Source organism: Neobacillus sp. PVCKKU3, assembly GCF_058323225.1.
On record NZ_JBLVQN010000025.1, the window covers coordinates 61,732 to 86,092 of the forward strand.

Consider the following 24,361-nt stretch of genomic DNA (forward strand, 5'->3'; position numbering starts at 1 on the left):
CGTTTCACGTTTTTCCAAATAGGCGACTGAATAGGACCACCTTTATACAAGTCTTGGGATGTGTACCGTTTATTTATTTCATGACAAAAACACATAAGAACACCTCACCTTCTTAAGATATATTTTATAAAGACAGGTTGTTTCTGCTTGTACAAATATCTTGTATTACAAAAAAATTTCTTATTAACACCGTGCTTTAACTGGACAGGTGCTTGTTTTTTTATTTGCCGTTTCCATTCCTGGCTATCCTACATAAAATTAATTATCTATCCTAAACAGAAAAGGAGTGTAAAAACAAACATGATACCTCCACATGGCGGAACTTTAATACACAGAATGGCTAACCAAAAGCAGATAAAACATTTTCAAAAATTATATGATCATTTACCAGCCATTAAGATTAATGCATGGACACTATCGGATCTCGAGCTAATTGCAACAGGCGCTTATAGCCCACTAACAGGGTTTATGAATGAAAAGGACTATCAAAGTGTTCTAAAAAACATGAGGCTAGGTGATGGAACTGTCTGGCCAATTCCTATAACCCTTGATGTAACAAATGAAGAGGCTTCACAATTGGAAACAGGAAATGAGATTGGTTTAATAGGTCCAGACGGAATTCTATACGGAATTCTAGTTTTGGAGGAAAAATTCAATTTTGATAAACAACTTGAAGCAAAGCATATTTATGGGACTACAAATGTCAATCACCCTGGGGTCCAAAAGCTTTTTAAAAAAGGAGATACTTATTTGTCAGGGCCTATTTTTATGATTAGACGTCCTTCTCACTCTCCTTTTGATTACTATTATAAAGACCCGGAGGAGATTAGAAAGGCAATTAAAGAAAGAGGATGGCAAACAACTGTGGGATTTCAAACACGTAATCCCATCCATAGGGCACATGAATATATTCAGAAGATTGCTCTCGAGATGGTGGATGGTTTATTAATTCATCCATTAGTCGGTGAAACAAAAAAAGATGATATTCCTGCAGACATCCGAATGAACAGTTATGAAACACTTATAAAGCAATATTATCCGAAGGATCGGGTAATGCTTTCTGTTTATCCAGCTGCAATGAGGTATGCGGGTCCAAGAGAAGCTGTGTTACACGCTCTTGTTAGAAAAAATTATGGCTGTACTCATTTTATAGTAGGCAGGGATCATGCCGGTGTTGGTGATTATTATGGGACCTATGATGCCCAAAAGATATTTGAACGTTTCTCAAAAGAGGAGATTGGTATTCACATTTTAAAGTTTGAACATTCATTTTACTGTACTGTTTGTGAAAGCATGGGCACTTCAAAAACTTGTCCACATGGGAAGGATTCACATCTTTATTTGAGTGGAACGAAGGTTCGTGAAATGCTGCGAAATGGAGAGTATCCTCCAAAAGAATTTTCCCGCCCGGAAGTTGTCAAAGTGCTAATGGAAGGATTGAGCCAAAATGAACCATGATGTTCCCTCTTCCACTAAAGGGGATAAACGGGTATGACGTGGGAAATTGCTTTTGTCCTTTTTTGTATAAGCCTAATGATTGGGTGCTTGATTCTGGAAATGGAGAGGCCGGAAATAATCGTATTTATTACTCTGATTGTATTCTTAGCAGCTGGAAATATAACGACTGAGGATGCATTTAAAGGCTTTTCGAACGAAGGTGTTTTGACAATTGCGTTATTTTTTATCATCGCTGGAGGTATTCAAAAAAGTGATCTTACCAATATATTTATTCATAAATTGTTAAATAGAAATCAAAGTATTAGAAAGACACTGCCAAAAATATTAATTCCAATTGCTGCTATTTCCGCTTTTTTAAACAATACCCCTATTGTTGTCACATTTACTCCCATAATAAAAAAATGGTGTGAAAAGTATAACATTGCTCCTTCAAAATTTTTAATTCCACTATCTTATGCGACTATTCTAGGCGGGACGATTACCATTATCGGTACTTCAACGAACTTGGTCGTACATGGACTATTAATTGATTACCATCTACCTGGGTTCTCATTTTTCCAACTTGGGATTGTCGGGGTACCCATAACAATATTAGGGATCCTCTACCTTTCTACGATTGGATTTAAGTTGCTTCCAAATCATCAAATAAAGAAACAAGACATGATAGAAAACACCAGGAAATACTTTGGAGAGATGAAGGTTACCGACCAATATTTATTTATAAATCGAACAATTAAAGAAGCCAACTTAAGAAATCTGAATGGTCTGTATTTGATTGGAATTATTCGTGACCAACAAATGCATACACCAGTCACTAGTTCAACAATGATTAAAGCTGGTGACCGCCTAATATTTGCGGGTATGCTCTCTACTATTGTTGAACTTCAAAACCAAAAAGGGTTAGAACTGGTCACGGAAACCGGATCCATTCTAGAGCAAATAAAAAATAAGAAAACCAAAATAGTAGAAGCTTTGGTTAGCCAGCATTCTTCCCTGATCAACAAAAAAATCAGGGAAACAAATTTTCGTGGAAGATACAATGCAGCTGTTATTGCCGTTCACCGTAAAAAAGAAAGAATTGAGAGCAAAATTGGAGATATCATCTTAAAGCCTGGCGATATCCTTCTAATGATAACAGGTGATGATTTTCCGAAAAGAGATTATTCACATGATTTTTTTGTTGTAAATGCTGACACCGATTATGACATTTTACCTTCACTAACTAGATTCAAATCTTGGATTTCCCTAATTATTTTAGTCACTCTTATTATCTTCGTTTCAACCGGTTTTTTGTCTATGTTAAAGGCTGCTGCCGTAGCAGTTGTTCTGCTGTTCTTTCTCAAAGTAATCACTCCCAAGGAAGCGAAGGACTATATTGATTTTAATGTTTTGTTGCTAGTGGGTTCATCGTTTGGCATCGGTTCAGCTTTAATAAAATCTGGTACTGCAGAGTGGGTTGCTGATGTGTTATTGTCCATCATTCATCCATTACATGGGTCGCTTTTTGTTTTAATTGTTGTTTATTTAGCGACAAATGTTCTAACTGAAATCATTACCAATAATGCAGCTGCTGTTATGATGTTTCCGATTGCGATGGAACTTGCAACTAAAACATTAGTTGACCCTTTGGCTTTAGCCATAGTTGTTGCAATTGCTGCCTCCGCAAGTTTTTCAACGCCAATAGGTTATCAAACAAACATGATTGTATACAGTCCTGGTGGTTACAGTTTCAAAGATTATCTAAAGGTAGGCATTCCCTTAAATTTAATCGTCATGGCCGCCACCATTTTTATCGTATATTTTATATGGATTCCATAATGCTTTGAAAGGATTGATTTAAATGCGCTCCAAAAATATAACCTGGCATCATGGTAAAGTTTCCAAAAATCTTCGTGGGCAAAAATATGGCCATAAAAGTGCTGTATTATGGTTTACTGGTCTTTCCGGCTCCGGAAAATCTACTTTAGCTGCAGAAGTGGAATCCAGGTTGTTTCAAGAAAATATTAAAACTTATCACCTGGATGGGGATAACGTTCGTTTTGGACTAAATAAAGACTTAGGCTTTACAAAATCGGATCGAACAGAAAACATCAGAAGAATCGGGGAAGTCGCTAAACTGTTTGTAGATGCCGGACACATCTTGTTAACTACTTTTATTTCTCCCTTCATTTCTGACAGAGAAAGCGTAAGAAATTTGTTTGAGGAACATGAATTTATCGAGATTTATGTGAAATGTGAGCTAACTGAATGTGAAAAAAGAGACCCAAAGGGGCTATATAAAAAAGCAAGGGCTGGAGAAATTAAAGGGTTTACAGGCATCGATGATCCCTATGAGGAACCGAAAAAACCGGAACTGGTTATTGAAACGGATAAAATGACTATTGAGGAATGTACCGAAAAAATAATTCTTTATTTACAAGAAAAACAGTATATCAATTAAACAAACAACTCCATTTATTCAATAAAGTTTTGGAGACTATTTCTCATAAGTAATTTCCAGATAATACTCCAATAAAGCGGAGTGTATTTCGTTTCACACGACCTCATTTTAAAGTGAAACTAGTTACTCTTTTGGCAAATTTTAACCATCCTGCTTAATTATAATAGTGCCCTTGTGTAAATAACCTAGGTATTGCATTATCACTACGGCCCCTAGGATAGTACTATTCTATATTGGTCAATACTACACATTACTATGAATTTATCTAAGTCATGTTCTTAAGTGCAAAACGAAAATTTTTAAAATAATTGTTTATTTTTAGATAAAGTTATAACATTATAAAATTTTGGATAATGTAATATATAAGCACATCTCAAAAAGCCATTTTGAAACAAGTGTACAACAATAAAATGATGATGTACTGAGGTGTGATAACTATTAAGACAAGATCTGGAGCAGACCTCCATGAAATAAAACACCATTCCTAAAATGCTCCAGACTTGTTACCATAGGAAATAACTCTTTCCAAACCATTAGAGAAAAAAGTCTTTTTATGAAATGGCCTTTAAATTATTTTCAATGTGCAAAACTTCTTCAAGAATAACACTTATACATAAAAAGAAAACTGTTTTTGGCATTTAAATGATGTATGTTTTGGCAGTAAGTTTATTAATCATTTTGTATATTATTACTCAAAGCGAAGCTGTATAGATACTTATATTTATACACAAATGACAAGCTGTGCTTTTATATGTTGGCAGGATAGTTAAACAAGGCAAAGGGTGGACTATAATATAAATCAAAAAATAAGGTTATTATAAATAAAGATATAAAATTCAAAGTCGTCAGGGGAAAATAATAGTGATTTTTCTCATACTTTCAGTAATTGTGTTTGTATCAGTTGCTATCTTTATTCCGAAACGTATTTCTGGTATTGAAATATTAACTACAACTTTGTTTTCACTTTATTTAGAAATGATGACAAATGTTATTCTCGACTTTAAATATCATCTGTATGGTTATTTTCAAGAGGGGTTTCAATGGAGGTCGTCAATTTATATCTTTGGTGTCTATCCACCAGTAAATATTGTATTTTTAAATTACTTTCCTTTTAAAAAGAAAATTTTCAGTAAATCTATATATATTTTTGGTTGGTCAATTTTTGCATATATATACGAATTACTTTTTTTATGGAGTGGAACGTTTTACTATAACGGATGGAAGTATTGGTATTCAATAATAATTTACCCGATACTATTTATTATCTTGGTGGGCTTTTATAAATACGTTCATTATCTTTCAAAAAAGAATTGATAATAAAAATACTTGTATACGACTTGTTTACTATTCATTTAAATCTTCGAATGGTGGTCTTTTGTTGTTATCTGCATTCCAAACATTTTCCCTCAGTATATTTTTAGGAATGGGTATAAAACGAAAATAAAACGAGCAAGCCCCTTCCCATGCTCAACAAAGAATCTAGTTTAAAGCAGGTTTTTGAATAAAAGATAAAATTATATAGAAAATGGACTACTGATGAACAATACCGTGATGATAAGCCTTTAACACCTCAGGCTCAAAAATTCTAAAACTCTTGTCCATTCCCTTGTAAGCTGAAAAATCGGCATCAAGATCTGGTTTTTGAATGGTTAAGGGAAACCTTTTGTTAAGTTCATTAAAAGTTCTAGATATTTCATCATTTAGTGTATGATATTCTGCAAGTCCCAATAAATATTCCCGCTTAGTATCTTTTAATTTTTGAGTGAAAATTAATATTTTTTCAATGTTAATTTGAAAAACTTTTTTATATTCGTTTTCAATCATTTCACTTAGAGTATTCAACTTTTTCTTTTTGGATATTTCCAAATTCGAAATATCTTTCTGTATTGCATCAAGCCCCTGAATAAGTTTTGCCCTTTGAGACTTTTGACTTTGAATGTTTAAGCCTACATTGTTTAGCAATTGAAGATCCTGTTCCTTTTCTCTATACAGCAGCCATTGCTCATTAATCTGCTGTGTATATATGTCACTGATCCGATCATATTCTTCAATCAATTGGTTTAACAAAGTTCCTTCTCCCCCCTACCATGAAATAAGATTCGTTTATTCATTCTATTCAAAAAAGTACGAATTACAAATAGTTTTAGCAAGTACGAAAAAATTGAAAAAACTGTTTTAATTGGTCTTCCCTGATTTTCATATGTTGTGAAAAGAGTTTTAATGTTACCAAAATCATGACTATAAAATAATTTTAATAACATTGTACGTTATAAGGTAAATTTCAGATGGGAAAATCTCAGCTATTCTCCCCTAGTCAAAGTATCTTTCAGTAAATTTGTTTTTTACAACATATTCCATAAAGGCCCTGTGTAACTATTATACATGGAAATTAATTCGCTAATAAAAAAACAGCCCATTTCATTATCTGGGTGACACTCCGCCGCCATTTACAAACTTAAATTTAATATCTCTTTTAAAATGAACACACGCATCATTATTATCAGTTTTAATAGAATGTTTGTTGCAAATGTTATCAACAGGACGAAAGTGACAATTTTTACAGTTTATCTTTGAAGTTGATTTTTTTATACCCAAGGAATCTTTTATGAATTTTCTACTCTCTTCCTTCAAATTTTTCGCCATCTTATCACTCTCCCCAGAATAATTATAGTTCGTTATATAAGATATTTACAAAAATAATTTGCTCGACGTTGAAAAAACAAATTGCAAAGTAAAGCAGAAATTTGAATTTAGTTGGAATGTCAAAAGGACTTACCACTACAACGACCATGAGTAATAACCCTGATAATTTATTAAACCAAAGACTGCATTACAAAGGAATTCGGCAATTTGATTCTAAAGCGATTTAGCCTACCTTAATTGAATAACAAAAAAGACAGAGGATATTCTATGAACAAGGAGGAAATAAAATGTCACTCAAAATACAACGGTTAATAAATATTGCAATGGTTTTATTTTCATGGTTATCATTACTATTTTTAGGATGGAATAATATAAAAAGATTTTTTCCAGCTTCATTTCTTATTGTTATTTTTGAAATAATCAATGTTCAAATTGGAAAAAAACGTAAATGGTGGGTGTTTTTTAATAAGCCTAATTCTTATCTATCTGGAGAATTCCCTTTTAATATTGGCCCTTTTTTAGTTATTTCCATGTGGATACTAAAATGGACTTATGGTAATTTTTTTAAATTCCTAACAATTAATGCTTCTTTTAATGCCTTATTCGCTTTTGTCCTTATTAGGATGATGGAAATACTAAAAGTTGCTAAACTGGTCAGGTTAAATAACTTTCAATTTTTCCTTTTTTTCTTCTATAAAACTTTTATATTATATGGAGTGCAAAACATTATTGAAAGAAAAAGACATTCTTCAAAATCATTTATTTAAACAAAAATATGCCAAGGGATTTTGCTATAATATTAGGCTCTGGATTTTTCTCCACTATTTCTTTAATCTTATTAGTTCCAAAACCATTGTCCAGTCCTGGTCTAATACAGTACATAAGAAAACCAATCAGGGATTTTTGTTTTTGTGGTAACTCATTATATTTTGTTATTTTTTGATCAAAATTTTTTATTCCTAATTAATTGATTTGAAGGCGCTCGACTCATGCGGCAGTTTGGGTCAGGGGAGACCCCGCAGGAGCGAACGTTCCGAGGCTCCCCTGCACTCCCGCAGCAAGCGAGAGCTTGGAGAGGAAATCTACAGACTAATTTAATAAACCATACATAAAAAGGGCTGCTCCTAAAATTATACTTATGGGAAGGCCTCTAAAACTTTGCCCCCGAATGGGAACCCATTAGGATTTGTCCACGCAAATGCGAATGATTATGGAAATTGAGGAAATAGGAATTATTTCTATTCCATAAGCAAGTTCCCTGCCCATTACACATATATAAGTGAAATTAAAAGGAAATTATTTCATATTATACCGCCTGTTAAAATAATTCTGGTACTCCCCACTAATAATCTCCTCCCACCACCATTTGTTATCTAAATACCATTGAATCGTTTGAGCAATGCCAGTTTCAAAAGTGTAAGTAGGTTTCCAACCTAAATTCACCAATTTAGCAGGGTCAATAGCGTAGCGCTTATCATGTCCTAAACGATCTGCTACGAATTCGACTAAATCCTCCGATTTGCCTAAAGTTTTAATTATGGTTTTTACTACCTCTAGATTGGTCCGCTCGTTATGACCCCCTACATTATAAACTTCACCGTTTACTCCTTCATGTAAAACTAAGTCTATGGCTGCACAATGATCGAATACATGCAACCAATCTCGGACATTTTTCCCGTCCCCATATACCGGTACCTTTTCATTATTTAATACACGAGAAATCGTTAGAGGTATCAGTTTCTCCGGAAAATGATATGGCCCATAATTATTAGAACAACGAGTTATATTCATTGGAAGTCCATATGTTTCGTGATAAGCCCTTACCAATAAATCCGATGATGCTTTACTAGCGCTATATGGACTGTTTGGACGCAATGGAGTTTCTTCCGTAAAGTAAGTAGTTGGGTCAAATTCTAATTCTCCATATACTTCATCAGTAGAAACATGGACAAATTTTGTAACATCGATTTTTCTAGAGACATCCAGTAATACCTGCGTTCCCAAAACGTTCGTTCGGACAAATATTTCTGGGTCCGTTATAGAACGGTCAACATGGCTTTCTGCTGCAAAGTGGACAACATAGTCAAACTTCTCTTTTTCAAATAGTTTGATAATCGTCTTTCGGTCGGCAATATCTGCCTTTACGAAAGAGTAATTATTATTCTTATCGAGATTACGGTGTTTGGTTAAGTCACCAGCATAAGTTAATAAATCAAGATTATAAATATAATAATCAGGGTATTTGTTCAATATAAATTGAACAAAGTTTCCTCCGATAAAACCTGCCCCACCTGTTACAATGATTTTTTTCTGTGCCATTATTTCACCTCATATTGCAATGCATTTATATATGTTTTTAATGAAAATTTCCAGTGCGGTAATGGTTCAAAACCATTTTCAATTATTTTTTGTTTTGACAGACGTGAGTTTTTTGGACGTATTGCTCTAGTAGGATACTCTTCAGTAGTAATGGGGTTTATTTTTGTTGTTTTCCCCGCTATTCGGAAAATTTCCTTTGCAAACTTTGCCCAACTGCAAAAGCCTTCGTTTGTAGCATGATAAATTCCGTATTTACTTGACTGAATCATATCTAATAATAGTCGTGATAAGTCCCTCGTATTTGTTGGAGAACCAATTTGATCACCAACAACATTTAACTCTTCACGGGTTTCAGCCAAGCGCAGCATTGTTTTAACGAAGTTATTTCCATTTAAACCAAATACCCATGATATACGAACAATAAACCATTCTGATAAAAGCGATTGTACAACCTGCTCCGCTTCGTATTTCGTTAGTCCGTAATACCCAACTGGATTTGGTCTATCAGTTTCAATAAAAGGAAGTTCTCCCTTCCCTTCAAAGACATAATCAGTACTAATAAACATAAGCCTAGCATTTATTTCTTTTGCAACTTTTGCTAAGTACTTTGTTCCATTAACGTTTACGTTCCAACAATTTTCTTTATCGTCTTCAGCTTTATCAACGGCAGTATAAGCCGCACAATGAATGATGGCGTCAGGATTCAGTATTTTTAGATAATCATTAACAGCACGCTCATCAGTAATATTTAAATCCTTTGATCCTACACCAATCATCTCAAACCCTCGACTCTGACCTTCATGTACAACATCATAACCAAGCTGACCTGTATAACCTGTTACTAAAATTTTCATCTTTTATTCCCCATATACAAAATTATTATCGGCTTCATTTAATAAAGGTGCTTTCTGATCCTTTTCTGACAAAATAGGTATGATATCCATTGGCCACTCGATTCTAATTGAAGGGTCATTCCAAATAATCCCACGTTCACAATCAGGAGCATAGGTTTCGTCTACTTTATATTGAACTTCGACATCATCTGTAAAAGTCATAAACCCGTGAGCAAATCCCTTTGGAATTAATAATTGTTTTTTGTTCTCAGCACTTAACTCAATTCCAAACCACTGCCCAAATGTAGGACTTCCCTTACGTATATCTACTGCAACGTCAAATATAGATCCTTTAGTACATCGAATAAGTTTTGTTTGTACTTTGGGATTTAATTGATAATGCAATCCTCTTAATGTCCCCTTTGTCGCAGAAAATGATTGATTATCTTGAACAAACTTTATTACAACTCCTGCTTTTTCAAACACAGTTTCACTGTACGTTTCCATAAACCAGCCGCGATGATCCCCAAATACTTTAGGTTCAACTATTTTAATTCCTGGTAAAGAAGTTTCAATTATTTTCAATAGTAACACCTCGTAACTTAGTACTATATGCAGTCTTTACTCCATTTAAGAAATACTGTCGATAACCTGTCTTAGAGATATTTTCTTCTGACCTAGTAATTGGTCAATGCCAATCACCCATTAATATATTCTTATTCAGTTAACCATCACTATTACACTATTTTTTCTTTTCCATCCATTACTTCATTTGCTTTAATCGAAATGAGTCCCCACTCATGTTGTCAAGTTGACCTAGTGGGTAAGACGTTCAATCATGGCTACCGTCATTACAGAACCTTAAAGATTTCCACCTATCTTTCAACCAATAATCGCTGGCCAGGTGCGAAGGGAAATGGGTGAAGAATAATTCTGCTCCTCTTTATCGAAGGAGATGTAACAAATCTAATTGTTCACTAGTGATAGGATTTTTGCTGTGATTTAATAGAACCGGACACGATTATTTAAAATTCATTTCGTATCGTTCATTATCATTCCAGTGCCTTAGCCGCCGGCCGTTTTAGAACAAGGAACTCTCCCATTCCAACTTCCCTTTAAAGTTTGCATTTCGTAACTTAAGGTAAAAATCAATTCGGTTTATTATTAGACATGAAATTCTTTGTAAATTGGAGGAAATCAGTTTAGGAGTACATACTCAGTAATAATGTGAGGAGCCCTGGTAGCCACAAGGAGTTGGGGTTGTTACGGTAATTAGAGCAAAGTTGGCTAAGAATCACCATGTTATTGGCAACTATGCTTTTAACATCTACAATCGTCTAACCCTAACTATAAAAATGAAATAATCCAACTCATTATAAAATGCCGAAATCATACAAATTCAGAAATTTCTGAATCCCATTTCATCATTTTATTTTGATAGTTATGTAATTATTCTCATTTTTATTTCATATCATTAGGAACGAAAGTAATTGTGTAAGGGGGAATGTTTAAATGGGATTTGATAAAGAACCTGAACTGATAGGACGTCTAGTGGTACCTGGACCTGGGAACCCACAATATGACTCGGCACACCAAGGGTTCACCACCTTCTTTAATAAGTTTCCATTATTCATTGTCTTTGCGCAAGAAACAAAGGATGTGATACAGGCCGTACGCTGGGCACGTTATTGGGATGTGCCGATTCGCATACGTTCTGGCCACCATAGTTACGAAGGTTTGTCGGTAGTGAACGCAGGTATTGTTATTGACGTAAGTGAGATGAAGCAGGGGGAAGTGGACCACAAAAACGGGATTGTCACGGTTCAGACTGGAAATCGAGATTCAGAAATAAAAGAGGCACTTGGGTCCGTAGGATTGGCAGCGCCATCTGACCTCTGCCCCCTCAACGGGTATCTCCAGATATACTCTAGGCGGGGGGCTAAGTAAATTATCCCAGTCATTAGGTCTAATGATTGACAATCTGTTTGAGTTGGAGTAGGTCAATGCAAACGGTCATTTAATTCATGCCAATGTTGCTAAACATATTGATCTATTTTGAGCTTCACGTGGGGGTGACAACTTTGGCATCTGCAATTTTTTCCGCATTCGAACGCATCCCATTAACACTAGCCTACCCCAATATCGGTTAGGATTTGCGTAATTTGGTACCGGTTCTGAAGAGTTGGCAGTTCTATTCAACTCCTGAAGCAGATGAGCGTCTGCCCCCAATTGAGGCGGTAGAAAGGATAGCGGAAACCAACCCAAATTCAGCGCCCTTCAAAAGCGTAGGTCCTAACGTCAATCAACTGCTGCCAGACAAGGGTTTTCAAACAATCAAGCGTTTGTTCAGTGATACCCGGATGATAATGACTAGATACAATATCAGAAGGATCCCCCCTAAGAAAATCTACATTATTATATCTTAGATTCTGAGAAAGTTACTTTCTTCAATTATGATAAGTCTCCTTTAAACATTGATTGCTAACATTATAGTATGCCTTAACTTGGAGTATTACGTTTATAAAAAAAACAGTCAATAACGGATGGGGAATCAAGGGTTATTTACCACAAATTTGATAATATTGTTTAGATTTAGTATCTTATTTCTTATTGCTCTTTGGACACCTCGCAAATGATATAATTATTTCCATATAGTTTATTTTTATAGAATACACTTTTCTATATTAATGATTTAAATATATAATCTTTATCTGTTTAGATCATACATTAAAGTAAACTCAGAGGTGAACTATGGAGATTTTTGTTCTGTTTACTATTGAGGAAGCAGAAACTAGAATCCAAAACAGGATTAATGATATCCTAAAGAACACCGATCAATCAAATTATGAAAAACTTCCCGGCCTTATTGAAGCCTTAAAAATAATATTAGATTGCAAAAAGCCGGAGAATTAGTTGTTGTTCTCCGTTTTTTGTTTCTACAATTAAAATAAAGGCCCCCCTCCAAAAACAAACTTAAAACAAGTTGAGTTAACAAAAACGCTATACCAAAAGGCTTATTTAATTTGCTGAATATGTAGTTGAATATTGTCGATAATTGCTTAAGTTTGCTGAGCAAGTGTTGTAAATTCTCTAGAGGTGACCCAACAGGGCTTTCAGCTAATTCTTTAAGTTAGTTAAAACATGTCAATTTGCTATTTTTATTCGTAAGTGCTCAGCAATTAATGATACAAATTCCATGTTAGTCGGTTTTTCGAGTAAGGGGCTATTTATATTATTTAATATAAAATCTAATTGCTCTATATTACCTCTATTCCAACCAACATCTATTGAGTGTCTTATAGCTCTTTTAACACGGCTTGAAGTCGTATGAAACTTGTTAGCGATTGTAGGATAAATTATTTTGTTTAAATCGCTTAATAAATCAACGTTACAGAGCACCAATTGAATTGCTTCTCTCAAAAATAAATAACCTTTTATATTTACCGGAATTCCTAGAGAACGAAAAACATCAGTAATTTGTACATCAATATTAGAATTAATTATAATTTTTTGCTTATCATTAGAATCCATTGTTTTTGTTAAATAACCTTTTTTTAAACAAATAGCTCTAATTGTATTAACTAGTTGCTCAAATTCAAATGGTTTCAACAAAAAATAGGAAGCCCCTAAATCATTAGCTTTTTTAATAATTTCTTCTTTACCGAAAGCAGTTAATACTAATACCTTAATTCCAATCTTTTCGATATAGAGTTGCTCCATTAAATAAAGCCCATCTGAATGGGGCATAATTAAATCTAAAATAACAAGTTCGGGTTGTGTATTTTTTATTAAATTTATTCCATCTAATCCGTTATGGGCAACACCAACAATTTCCAAATCTTCTAAAGTTGACAAATGCTCATGAAGCATTCTTGTCAATTGAATGTTATCATCAATAATTCCGATTCTCAGCAAATTTAACTCCCCTTTATAATCTCTAAATTCAATATTTTTGAATAATTATACGTTAGAGGCAAGAAAAATATTCCGATACTTCATGGGAATCATTCGATATTTATGTAAATTATTTACTTACTGAATTTTTTTGATGAGAGAAAGTAATAGTGAAATAGTGGGCTTTAATCTTATACACATTAAACCTTTGCCGTAGAAGAATTTTTAGAAATCAAACGTTTTAACATAATTAAACAAAAAAGACTGTCGGTAAACCCAAATTTATTAGAAATTGTCGACAGTCTGAAACGCATTATGGCGTTCAGGTTTACTTTTAATAGTATCTTAAACTTTTTTAATCTTATCTATAGATCGTTATTCTTCCTCTTGGTCGCTATTCTCACCCTGTTTATTGCATGACCGTCTCCCCCAACTGCATGTAGTTGTTTTGTATTAGAACTTCAAATAGCTGAATTGGTACCTTCCGCACTATCGGTTCGGCTACCGCTTGCCACCTGAGTAGCCGAAGACTGTTCTACACCTTTAATCTGATTATTGATGACGATAACAATTTCTTCATTACCAGCCTGGTCACTGTGTTGTTTGTGAGATTCATACTCCTTAACTTTCGCTCTCTAAGGCAAGTAGGCTTTGCGAGAAAGCGTCCGCAGTAAATTGGGTGAGAAAGAGGAACTCCATTTGTTACAATAACGTTAAGAGGTCGAACAACGATCCAACTTTATCCAAAGCTACGAGGCTGAACAAAACGAATAATCAAAACGGAGACGATTAAATAGTAAATCTCTTTTTTTAATCTAGTAAATGATTTTTTTAAATGTTATTTTCCTTTTGACGGCGGATGAACTACCAAACAAATTTAATAAATGAGGGATTATACCATGAAGTAAAATACGTAGAAATACTACTAAAAAAATCGAAACATTACATAAACTGCAATCCAGCGTCTAAGAGATGAGGGGTACTATCATAAGTTCCAATAATTCCTCTTTTATTATTAAACAGAAATTCAATCCTGAATAAGAACAGGAAAAAATAGTTAAAAGATACGGTATTTATATTTACGATTTTTGAGCATCTTAAAATTAAATTTATGAATACTGAATAGCATCAACAAAATTCTCATTTAATTAAGATAAAAAGGTGAGTGATTTTTTGATGAATGGGAGATTAACATCATTAACAGGGGCAAATGTAAGGGTAAGGCGTAAAGGAGGTTTAGAAATAAGTATGGAAAACTTGGATAAGTATTTTACAAATCCTATTATACATAGGCAAATCCATGGGGATAAGGTTTATGTTCCATTAAATTTGGGTCGAATTTGGCCAAATCATGAAAACTAAATCTCAGCCCTACATAGGGCTGTTTATTTTTACCAGAACATTTCTAAGGTTCATCTAGAATCGCTTAACAAACGTAAAAATGTGATGACTCTTTGAATTCTCCGATTATATGTTTAAATTCTAGGTGTTTTCTTCAAGCAAATTCATGGACAACTCATACATTAGAATTGAGAAGGATAGTAAATTAAGGAAAGGAGGATTTACTTTGGCCCTACAACTAATGAAACTTCTTGTCACTGCTTCAACTACTACGAACGTTGTTCCTAGCCCTGAGAAATTTTTCTATGTTACTACATCTCAAACTGCTGCTGGCAGTACATTAACTATTGATGCTGCTTCTTTCTTTCAAGATGACGGAAATGCTGTTACAACTCTTCCTACATTAGCTACTAATAACAGTTACTTTAATGTGTATATCAATGGGGTTTTACAACAACAAGGAAACTCTACCTATACACCTGGAGCAACCGGTGTCGGCTCCCTTGCTTTTTCTGTTCCAGCCGGAGGAGATCCAATATTACAGAACACACCTGTTGTGTTAGAAGTGGTCAACTACACTCCAACTTCCACAACCAACGTCTCAACTTAGATTTATAAGTAGGGAGTCCTTGAGAAATTCAGGGACCTTCCCTACTTTTATTGTTATCACTTATAAGTTTTTAGGAAAATTGCCTTAAAATTTTTTTCATGATTTTAAAATAATGATAAACTGCAGAATAATCAGTACACCTTTTTTAGGAATATCCTGGGATTTCAACATAAGAATACCTTTTTGAACGTTGTAAAGGGGGGGTGGTTGTAACATCCCGTTTATAAAAAGATTAACATAAGAGAACTCAGAGGGGCTTAAAATCCCCTTACCTCCATATTCTTTTAATTCGTCTTCATCCGTATAGATCAATTTTATACCGTCGGATATTGCATGATAATGATAAGTGTCTGTTTTTACAATTTCGGTTTTTTTTGCGAGAGGGATTTTAATTTGAATTCTGGATGATGATCTAACCCAATCATAAACCATAGGGGCTGAAATAATATGCTTCTTATTCTTGTGGTATGGTATCATTTACATCACCTTAGTATACCGGTTTTTGTTTTATCTTTTAATGTATAATATTAATGTTTTAAAGTTTTGTACCGGGTAATGGCGGATAATTAGAAATCCCAAAAATTTGAATCAAGGTTTGTTCAAAAAGAAAAGTAATTGAAACTCGCTCTTTCAGTAACCTTTTCGTCTTTTTACTTTGCAGTCTGCGGCAGCTACGTATGCAGAACGACAAGTTAATCTCAAAATAAGCACCAGTATCTTACAAATAACAAATCGAACTTTCCAAGAAAGATAGCAGAACAAGTACCGTTAACGAATCTAGGTACGGCAGTAACTGCTGGAGCAGTTGTTACGAGAATTAAAGTCCCTGTTGTATTGGCAGAACCAACACTTCAGTTGTTGTAGAGTCAAATATTTCCCTTCCTTCTTCCGCAACTGAAATCAAAAGAGTGAAAAAGAATGTATTTTTAACTCAGGTTAAACTGATTCCAGTTGCATTTGCACGTATTGACGGTACTGACTTTTTTAACGTTACAAGAGCGAAATTATTTGTAGCAGGCAATATTCGCAAAAATATTGAATATGCTACTAACGCTTGTAACGGAGCACTGCAAGACAGAATTGCTAATGTGCCATTTAGCGGCTTTACCGACCTTGTGGGTCCTAGTCTCATTAATGCACCAATTGTAGGTATATCTGAAAGTGCGGAGGCTAATTTCCTTAACGATACAACCAACTTAGATGCTCGCTTGGACAAATATTTCTTCCAAAATCTCGTCAAGTATAATGAACAGCCGTACGGTGAGCTTGTTGCTGCAAACTTCTTTGAGCTTGGCTTTTTACCAAATATGGCAGGACCTCAACGACCTTTTAATACTTTGCGAGAAAAAATTGTCCTAGACCTGACTTTAAAAGTATTACAAGTCCAGCAACTTACCGTTGCTGCTTGGGCAGTAGTTCCTGCTCTTCCTGGATTAACTCCTCCAGTATCTCAACCACCAACTACTCTTTAAGCTAACGAACGGTTTTTTTTAACCATTAAGCTTTATATTACTCAATAGGTCATTACTAAAAAGCTGTATTCTTCACTTAGGAGAATCAGCTTTTTATGATTTAACCCCAAAAAGACAAATGTATACCCACTCCGTTTATACCTACAGATACGATTAGAGAAACTAATTGAATCAATAATCGTTAATTAAAATATGTATTAAATCTTATTTCCATTGAATTATGAACTAAAAACAAAAACCCCGCAAGATACTCACTCCATCCTGCAGGGCCCAGATTTTTAATTTTCTTCTATTTCTCTACGATTTTTCTTAAACAACTTAGACAGCACTTCGTACACAATTGGAACAACGATTAGGGTTAATAGCGTTGAGCTTGCCAAGCCGCCGATAACGGTAATTGCAAGACCTTTCGAGATTAATCCTCCGCCACCTTCACCAAGTGCCAGTGGGATTAACGCGCCAATGGTAGCAATGGCGGTCATGAGGATTGGGCGAAGACGTGTCGCTCCGGCCTCCAAAACAGCTTTCCTCATACTCAAGCCATCGCGTTCCATATGAATAATCCGGTCCACCAAAACGATGGCGTTCGTAACAACGATACCGATCAGCATCAACAGCCCCATCATGACCGAAACGGAAATGGTTTCCCCTGCAATTAACAAACCTACAAAGGAACCAATCACTGCAAATGGCAGTGAGAATAGGATGGCAAACGGTGCAACACCTTCACGGAAAGTAACAACAAGGATGAAGTAGACGATTGCAATCGCTGCTGCCATGGCCGCTCCTAGCTGGGTAAAGGTTTCCGTCATATCTGCTTGGACACCGGCAACGCCAACGGTCACTCCCTTAGGGAGATCCAATTTATCTATTTCTTTTCCCACCTTAGAGGTTACTTTCGAAAGGTCTTTGCCTTTAATTGTTGCTGAAACGGTCGCATAGTATTCGCCTTTACTGCGCGCCAATGTATTCATCGTGGTCCCCTTCTTGACAGTCACTAACTCAGAGAGCGGCACATTTGCCCCCGCTGCCGTCGGTACCTGTTTAGAAAGCATCTCATCGATTGATTCCGGCTGGGCCGTTTGGGCCTGCTGAACGATGACGTCTAAAGCTTTCCCGTCTTTGTCAACAGTTGTTAATAAATCCTTCGTTTTCTGCGGATTTAACATCATCACAAGCTGGCCAGTTGTTAGCCCATACTTTAGCAATGGAGCTTGTTCAACTCGGAAGGTATACTCGATATAAGCATCCTCGGCAGTTGAAGTCACATCTTTTAAATCTTTATGTTTCTTCAGAACTGATTCGACTTTTTTTACTGAATCATTCAGTTTATTTAAATTTTCACTGTAGAACGTATAGCTAACTTCATTGGTCGATCCCGACATGGATGAGAAGTTCTGGCTTTTCCATGTTCCCGATTGGCCAAGACCTGTTACATACTTTTCAATCTTCTCCTTAACGGATGGGAAGTTCTTCGTATCCGGATCAAAAATCAGATACATTAATCCCCCTTTTGATCCGCCGCCCATCATGGCCCGCTGCGGGTCGCCTTCTTCGGTAATGGAGATTTGAACAATATCAATATCTTTACGTTTCAGCATTTTTTCTTCGACCGCTTTAACATTTTCTAATGTCTGCTCGTGAAGTTCGCCGGCTTTTGGTGTGTAGGATAAGTAGATGACCTTATCTTCTTCGCTGCCCATGAAGCTGAAACCAATTAGTGGCGTTAATGCTAAGCTTCCGGCTAATAACAGTACGGCCAAAATAGAAGCGATGACTTTGTGGTTAAGTGCTTTTTCCAAAAACCACTTATACCATTCGGCAAGCTCCCCGGCATCTTTATGACGGATGGCCGTCTTCTCGCTGTATAATTTTTTCCTAAACAAGAAATGCGAAAGAGCAGGCACGATGGTAATAGCCACAAGCAATGAGGCTCCAAGTGAAAATGCCATCGTTAAGGCAAACGGTGTGAACAATTCACCCACCATACCGCCTACGAAAATCAGCGGTGCAAAAACGGCGACCGTTACCAATGTCGAGGACATAATCGGTTTGAACATTTCAATAGTCGCTTCGCGGACCAAGGCGCGCCCAGTTAACTTCTCTTCCTTTAGATGCAGGCGTCGATAAATATTTTCCACGACAACTATTGAGTCATCGATCACCCGGCCGATCGCGACAGTTACCGCGCCGAGCGTCATGATATTCAAGGTGATATCCATCCAGTTTAAAATCAACAATGCCATGAGAATCGAAACTGGTATTGAAATGATAGAGATAATCGTCGATTTAAAATCACGCAAGAATAATAGGATGATTAGAACTGCAATCAACCCGCCAAATACGGCCTTTTCTACCATCGTATTCACAGATTCCTGAATTGGTTTTCCTTGGTCAAGGGTTACATCGATAGTAAGCCCATCATATTTGGCCTTTTCATCTTTTATTAGTTTCTTTACCTTATTAACAACATCAACAGTATTAGCCTGCTGAGCTTTGACAATTTGAATAGCAATCGCGTCTTTGCCGTTTGTTCGGGAAATCGATTGCACCTTACCGATTGTTTTAACCTCAGCAATATCGCCAAGTTTCACAACCGGTGATGGATTAGCAGCTGATGGTGTAACAGGAATTAGCATATTATTTAGTTCATCCACCGTCATGAACTTTCCATCAATCGCAACAGCCTGCTCCCCTTCTTTAAACTGATAAAGTCCTAAGGAAACGGCCATGTTGCTTGCTTGAATCATTTGCTTTACTTTATCTTCTGTTAAACCTAACTCAGCCATTTTAGCCTTATTGTAGGTAAGGTCCACTTCGTCAATATGCTGACCGGTAATGGTTGCAGATGCTACACCATCAAGTTTCTCGATTTTAGGAACCAAGCTTTCCTCAACGGTTGATGTAAGCTCAACAATATCCTCTTTTGAACTGCTGACACTTAGCGCTACGACAGGCATCATGTTCATGCTGATTGCCGTTGTCGTTGGTTTTTGCGCCCCTTCCGGCAATTTCAAGGAATCCAATGCCGATTTTAATTCGCGCTTCGCCTCGTCCATATCGATCCCATATTCGTATTCCACCTGGATGCTCGCCATATTTGAATAGGAATTGGAATAAACGGCTTTAACGTGATCAAGGCCCTCCGCCGCTTTTTCAATTGGCATGGAGATGTCCTTCATGACCCGTTCTGGGGTGGCACCAGGATAAACGTCCGTTACCATTAAGTACGGAATGGAAATATCGGGAATCATCTCGGTTTTCATTCGTATACCCGAATAAATACCAGATACCGTAATGATGATAGTCAATAACCAAACTGCTAATTTATTTCTCAAGACAAAATTGACTAACCCTTTCACTATTACACCTGCCCTAAATTGACTTAATGCACTCAATTCCTTATAATAATGACCAATCAGTCATTTGTCAATGAAAGACCATAGGAGCGAGGTCAATAGATGATCAAAAAACAATTAATTATGGAAAAAGCGCTGGAGCTTTTTGCGGAGCAAGGGTTTGAGGCCACTTCGGTACAGCAAATTACTGAGCATTGCGGTATATCTAAAGGAGCTTTTTACCTGTCTTTTAAGTCAAAGGACGAATTGATTATTGCTTTAATCGATCAGTTTATGATGCAGGTTGTTACTGACATTGACCGAATAGTCAGAGATACTAACGATGAGCAGCTTTTATATGAATTTTATTATTCAGTTTATCAGTCTTTTCACAAGCATTCTGACTTTGCCAAGGTACTCATGAAGGAGCAGTCGCAAACACTGAATAAAGAGCTCATTCAAAAAATGAGATCTTATGACAAATTATTAGAGGACACGATCCTATCGATGATTGAACGTTTATACGGGGGCAGAGTCCAAGAGTTAAAATATGACTTAATGTATTCGATAAAAAGCTTTATGAATATGTATTCTCATTTATTTGTATTCTATAGCATTCCAGTAGATTTGAAGTTACTGGCTGACTCCCTTGTGGAAAAAACAAATTTGCTGGCTAACAACGCCACCGTCCCATTTGTTTCTATGGAGCTTCACCACATGATGGAGCCCATGAATGAAGAAATAACGAAGGAACAAATCCTAGACACTCTTGAACAAAAAATCGCAGAAATAGCAGAGCCAATTGAGAAAGAATCGCTGATTCTGTTAAAGCAGCAGCTTTTAGAACCGACCTTCAGTCAGGCAATTGTGAAGGGGCTGCTAGAGAATATTCGGAATCATCCACATTGTAAATGGATCTCCTATTTACTAAGCCGGTATTATAAAAATTAAACTTAGAGCTATCGTTCTATATAAAAAAGCCGAGATCATTCTCTCGGCTTTTTTTATGTCACTGGATGACAAGTCTTTTATTTATTCTTGCCATCATTCATGAGAATCCAGCTGTACAATCTTTCCAGTTCTAACGGATTCATAACAAGCCTGAATAGCCCTTGTGTTATTGATTGAATTTTCTGCGGTGTAGGATGGATCACCATCCTCTAAAATGACGTTTGAAATATGTTCGACCTCTAATTTATAAATATCGCCGGTAATTTTTTCTTCTCTTTTAACGAATTCCTTCTGAACAATGACTAAGCCTTCCCCACCTTGATGGTCTGGGCGGAATGCTCTTGGGACTTGAATTTTTCCTTCTGTTCCGATAATTTCATACTCAGCTCTAAATGTCATATCAAAGCTGCAATCAAAATAACCAGTCATTCCGTTTGCTAATTTCATGTAGACAAATGCTGAAGTATCCACCCCATGGTCCGGGTCAATGTTGGCATGAACATGGACTTCGACAGGTTCTGTTTGCAATACATTGCGAATCGCATGGACACAGTAACAGCCTACATCATAAATACTTCCGCCGCCTTTTTGCTTATCCATTTTGATATTCCCTTCCCGCTGGGCAAGTAAAAATGAAAAGCTGGCGCGCATGTATTTCACTTCACCGATTTCACCTGAAGCAATAATTTCCCGGACCCGTTCATGCTGCGGATGAAACTGATACATAAAGGCTTCCATAAATTTCACGTTTTTCTCCCGGCAAAACTCCGCCATTTCCCTTGTTTCATCAGGAGTCATCGACGCTGGCTTTTCGCAGAGAACATGCTTGCCATGCTTTGCGGCTTCCATCGTCCATTGTTTATGTAAATGATTAGGCAGTGGAATATAGACAGCATCTATCTCGGGGTCTTGGAGAAGTTCCTCGTAGCTGCCGTAGCTTTTTGGAATGTTAAACTTCGCCGCTACTTCCTCCGCTTTTCCACTTCCGCTGGCAATAGCCGCCACTTCCGCATTTTGCGCTCGGCCAAATGCCGGGATTAACTCTCTTTGGGCAATCTTTGCAGTACTTAAAATACCCCAACGAACCTTTTTCATTTGATATCATCCTTTTTTATTTTATTTTATTTATTAAACACCTGAGTAGGCCATAAATCCTCCGTCAACTGGAACCGTAATCCCTGTGACGAAACCGGAACATTCTTCATCTACAAGCCACAATAAAGTTCCAAGCAAATCCTTCGGTTCTCCGAAACGTTTCATCGGGGTGTGAGTGATGATTTTTTTCGACCTTGGTGTATGAGAGCCATCCTCATTTAATAGTAGATTCTGATTCTGAGTCGTAAGGAAAAATCCTGGAGCTATGGCATTCACCCTTAGTCCTGTCTCAGCAAAATGGACTGCCATCCACATTGTGAAGTTGTTAATGGCGGACTTAGCAGCACTATAGGCCGGTACTTTAGTCATTGGCGAGTAGGAACTCATCGATGAAATATTGATAATCACTGGTGAATCCTGTTTCAGCAGTTCCTTTCCAAAAACCTGACAGGCTGCAAAGGTACCAGTGAAATTACTGGAGAACACCTTATTAAATCCAGTTTCCTCTAATTCAAAAAACGACTTTTCACAAGAACCTTCTGTAAATGTTTCTACATCAGTTATCGCATCAGGATGGTTCCCGCCTGCTCCATTTATTAAAATGTCAACCTTCCCGAAAGCATTGATTACTGAATCCTTGGCACGTTCCAAGGAAGAACGGTCAAGAATATCAGCAGCAACGGCAATAGCACGTCCACCTGCACTATTTATTTCTGCTGCGACTGCTTCTCCCTTTTTTAGCGTCCGATTGACAATCGCTACATTTACTCCCTGACGTGCCAATTCCCGTGCCATTTCAGAGCAAAGCACACCACTTCCACCCGTGATCACGGCCGTTTTTCCTTTTAAATTCTCATGTAATGGCAGCATTTATTTTCCCTCCTGTTTCACCGTTTGATAGGCATCCCATAATCCGAGCAGGTGCATAATCCCTAGGGCCCGGTCATACAGCCCATAACCTGGCCTGCATTTTTCTCCCCAAATGTGTCTTCCATGATCAGGCCGAGCATAACCATCGTATTGACTGTCGGATAATACTTTTACAACCCCTTTAATATCAAGAGAACCATCAGAAGATAAATGGGATGTCTCGGCAAAATCCCCATTGTCAAAAATTTTGATGTTACGGATATGCGTAAATGGAGACCGTTCCGCAAAATCAGCAGCAAGTTCCACTATATTATTATCAGAATTAGAACCCAGCGAACCTGTACAAAAGGTTATTCCGTTAGATGGGGAATCTGATATTTTCTGAAGACTTTCAAGACTTTCTTTCCCGGTTATAATTCTTGGCAAACCGAAGATGGACCATGGCGGATCATCAGGATGAATCGCCATTTTGATGCCAGCCTCTTCCGCGACAGGCAGGATTTCATGTAAAAAGTAAGCAAGGTTGTTCCATAAATCCTCCTCTGTCAATTCTCGATAGGCTGCAAATAACTCTTTTATCCTGCCGATTTTCTCAGGCTCCCATCCAGGAAGAGTCAAATCTGAGTAATTTGAAAAGGTTTCAATAAGCTCCTGTGGGTCGCGGTTCTCGACCTTTTCTTTTTCATAAAACATGGATGTAGAGCCATCCGGCAACGCCCGAAACAGCTCAGAACGGGTCCAGTCGAAGATTGGCATGAAATTATAGCAAATCACTTTCACACCAAATACACCTAAATTACGTATCGTTTGTTTGTAGTTTTCGATATATCGGCTGCGTTCAGCATTTCCAAGTTTGATAGATTCGTGGATATTTACGCTTTCTACCACGTCTGTATGAAAACCAAAGGACCTTATATAATTGACCTCAGACTCGATTTCATGCTTGTCCCAAACCTCGCCGACTGCTTTCTGATGATGTCCCCAGACAATTCCTTTTACGCCCGGGATTTGCTTTACATGCTCCAGTTGAACCGTATCATTTCCCCGCCCAAACCAGCGAAATGTCATATTCATCTATATCCCCCCATTTGCATATA

Annotated in this window: 19 protein-coding genes and 2 pseudogenes; 9 read left to right on the forward strand and 12 right to left on the reverse strand. The window is 36.7% G+C overall.

Going from position 1 to position 24,361, the window contains the following annotated elements:
• The first annotated feature begins 300 nt into the window (after positions 1–300).
• From sat to ACNQGS_RS17370, 4 genes are all read left to right on the forward strand, one after another.
• Positions 301–1,458: a sulfate adenylyltransferase gene (sat, locus tag ACNQGS_RS17355; protein ID WP_491488407.1), complete on the forward strand. Its 1,158-nt coding sequence runs from the start codon at positions 301–303 to the stop codon at positions 1,456–1,458.
• A 33-nt stretch (positions 1,459–1,491) separates the two neighbouring features.
• Positions 1,492–3,276: an SLC13 family permease gene (locus ACNQGS_RS17360; RefSeq protein WP_491488408.1), complete on the forward strand. Its 1,785-nt coding sequence runs from the start codon at positions 1,492–1,494 to the stop codon at positions 3,274–3,276.
• A gap of 22 nt (positions 3,277–3,298) precedes the next feature.
• Positions 3,299–3,898, forward strand: a complete 600-nt coding sequence (gene cysC, locus ACNQGS_RS17365; protein WP_491488409.1) for an adenylyl-sulfate kinase — start codon at positions 3,299–3,301, stop codon at positions 3,896–3,898.
• An 888-nt stretch (positions 3,899–4,786) separates the two neighbouring features.
• Positions 4,787–5,212, forward strand: coding sequence for a CBO0543 family protein (locus tag ACNQGS_RS17370; RefSeq protein WP_491488427.1), 426 nt, complete (start codon positions 4,787–4,789; stop codon positions 5,210–5,212).
• A gap of 216 nt (positions 5,213–5,428) precedes the next feature.
• Here ACNQGS_RS17370 and ACNQGS_RS17375 read toward each other — a convergent pair whose 3' ends face one another.
• On the reverse strand, positions 5,429–5,965 hold the full coding sequence (locus tag ACNQGS_RS17375; protein WP_491488410.1) for a hypothetical protein: 537 nt from the start codon (positions 5,963–5,965) through the stop codon (positions 5,429–5,431).
• 354 nt (positions 5,966–6,319) lie between these two features.
• Positions 6,320–6,541: a hypothetical protein gene (locus tag ACNQGS_RS17380; RefSeq protein ID WP_491488411.1), complete on the reverse strand. Its 222-nt coding sequence runs from the start codon at positions 6,539–6,541 to the stop codon at positions 6,320–6,322.
• 287 nt (positions 6,542–6,828) lie between these two features.
• On the opposite strand from ACNQGS_RS17380, the gene ACNQGS_RS17385 reads away from it, so the two are divergent.
• Positions 6,829–7,308 carry a hypothetical protein gene (locus tag ACNQGS_RS17385; protein ID WP_491488412.1) on the forward strand — a complete coding sequence of 160 codons (480 nt, stop codon included), beginning with the start codon at positions 6,829–6,831 and terminating at the stop codon, positions 7,306–7,308.
• Positions 7,309–7,837: 529 nt separating this feature from the next.
• Here the strand turns inward: ACNQGS_RS17385 and rfbB are convergent.
• Genes rfbB through rfbC form a run of 3 tightly spaced genes read right to left on the reverse strand, consistent with a single transcriptional unit; the run spans position 7,838 to position 10,278 of the window.
• On the reverse strand, positions 7,838–8,860 hold the full coding sequence (gene rfbB / locus ACNQGS_RS17390; protein WP_491488413.1) for a dTDP-glucose 4,6-dehydratase: 1,023 nt from the start codon (positions 8,858–8,860) through the stop codon (positions 7,838–7,840).
• Complete coding sequence (gene rfbD / locus ACNQGS_RS17395; protein ID WP_491488414.1) at positions 8,860–9,714, reverse strand: dTDP-4-dehydrorhamnose reductase; 855 nt, start codon at positions 9,712–9,714, stop codon at positions 8,860–8,862. The genes rfbB and rfbD overlap by 1 nt, the downstream gene beginning before the upstream one ends.
• 3 nt (positions 9,715–9,717) lie before the next feature.
• Entirely contained in the window at positions 9,718–10,278 is a 561-nt protein-coding gene (gene rfbC / locus ACNQGS_RS17400; RefSeq protein ID WP_491488415.1) for a dTDP-4-dehydrorhamnose 3,5-epimerase, read from the reverse strand.
• A 927-nt stretch (positions 10,279–11,205) separates the two neighbouring features.
• Between rfbC and ACNQGS_RS17405 the strand changes: the two genes are divergently transcribed.
• Entirely contained in the window at positions 11,206–11,640 is a 435-nt protein-coding gene (locus tag ACNQGS_RS17405; RefSeq protein ID WP_491488416.1) for an FAD-binding oxidoreductase, read from the forward strand.
• 1,197 nt (positions 11,641–12,837) lie between these two features.
• Here ACNQGS_RS17405 and spo0A read toward each other — a convergent pair.
• Both spo0A and ACNQGS_RS17415 read right to left on the reverse strand, forming a co-directional pair.
• On the reverse strand, positions 12,838–13,608 hold the full coding sequence (gene spo0A, locus ACNQGS_RS17410; protein WP_491488417.1) for a sporulation transcription factor Spo0A: 771 nt from the start codon (positions 13,606–13,608) through the stop codon (positions 12,838–12,840).
• Positions 13,609–13,962: 354 nt separating this feature from the next.
• Positions 13,963–14,207: pseudogene (locus tag ACNQGS_RS17415) on the reverse strand (hypothetical protein); the annotation flags it as partial.
• A gap of 947 nt (positions 14,208–15,154) precedes the next feature.
• Here ACNQGS_RS17415 and ACNQGS_RS17420 point away from each other — a divergent pair.
• A complete protein-coding gene (locus tag ACNQGS_RS17420) occupies positions 15,155–15,538 on the forward strand; it encodes a DUF4183 domain-containing protein (RefSeq protein WP_491488418.1) in 384 nt (127 codons plus the stop codon).
• Between the two features lie 96 nt (positions 15,539–15,634).
• On the opposite strand, the gene ACNQGS_RS17425 is transcribed toward ACNQGS_RS17420, so the two are convergent.
• Positions 15,635–16,015 carry a DUF4183 domain-containing protein gene (locus ACNQGS_RS17425; RefSeq protein ID WP_491488419.1) on the reverse strand — a complete coding sequence of 127 codons (381 nt, stop codon included), beginning with the start codon at positions 16,013–16,015 and terminating at the stop codon, positions 15,635–15,637.
• Positions 16,016–16,288: 273 nt separating this feature from the next.
• Here ACNQGS_RS17425 and ACNQGS_RS17430 point away from each other — a divergent pair.
• A pseudogene (locus ACNQGS_RS17430) lies at positions 16,289–17,010 on the forward strand (CsxC family protein).
• A 278-nt stretch (positions 17,011–17,288) separates the two neighbouring features.
• Here ACNQGS_RS17430 and ACNQGS_RS17435 read toward each other — a convergent pair.
• Positions 17,289–20,372 (reverse strand): efflux RND transporter permease subunit, encoded by a 3,084-nt coding sequence (locus ACNQGS_RS17435; RefSeq protein WP_491488420.1) that lies wholly within the window; start codon positions 20,370–20,372, stop codon positions 17,289–17,291.
• A gap of 99 nt (positions 20,373–20,471) precedes the next feature.
• Between ACNQGS_RS17435 and ACNQGS_RS17440 the strand changes: the two genes are divergently transcribed.
• The gene (locus tag ACNQGS_RS17440) at positions 20,472–21,299 is read left to right on the forward strand and encodes a TetR/AcrR family transcriptional regulator (protein ID WP_491488421.1); all 828 of its coding nucleotides are present in this window, start codon (positions 20,472–20,474) and stop codon (positions 21,297–21,299) included.
• A gap of 93 nt (positions 21,300–21,392) precedes the next feature.
• Here ACNQGS_RS17440 and ACNQGS_RS17445 read toward each other — a convergent pair whose 3' ends face one another.
• Genes ACNQGS_RS17445 through uxuA form a run of 3 tightly spaced genes read right to left on the reverse strand, consistent with a single transcriptional unit; the run spans position 21,393 to position 24,338 of the window.
• Positions 21,393–22,394: a Gfo/Idh/MocA family protein gene (locus ACNQGS_RS17445; RefSeq protein WP_491488422.1), complete on the reverse strand. Its 1,002-nt coding sequence runs from the start codon at positions 22,392–22,394 to the stop codon at positions 21,393–21,395.
• 33 nt (positions 22,395–22,427) lie between these two features.
• Positions 22,428–23,264, reverse strand: coding sequence for an SDR family oxidoreductase (locus ACNQGS_RS17450; RefSeq protein ID WP_491488423.1), 837 nt, complete (start codon positions 23,262–23,264; stop codon positions 22,428–22,430).
• Positions 23,265–24,338, reverse strand: coding sequence for a mannonate dehydratase (uxuA, locus tag ACNQGS_RS17455; protein ID WP_491488424.1), 1,074 nt, complete (start codon positions 24,336–24,338; stop codon positions 23,265–23,267).
• Positions 24,339–24,361 lie beyond the last annotated feature (23 nt).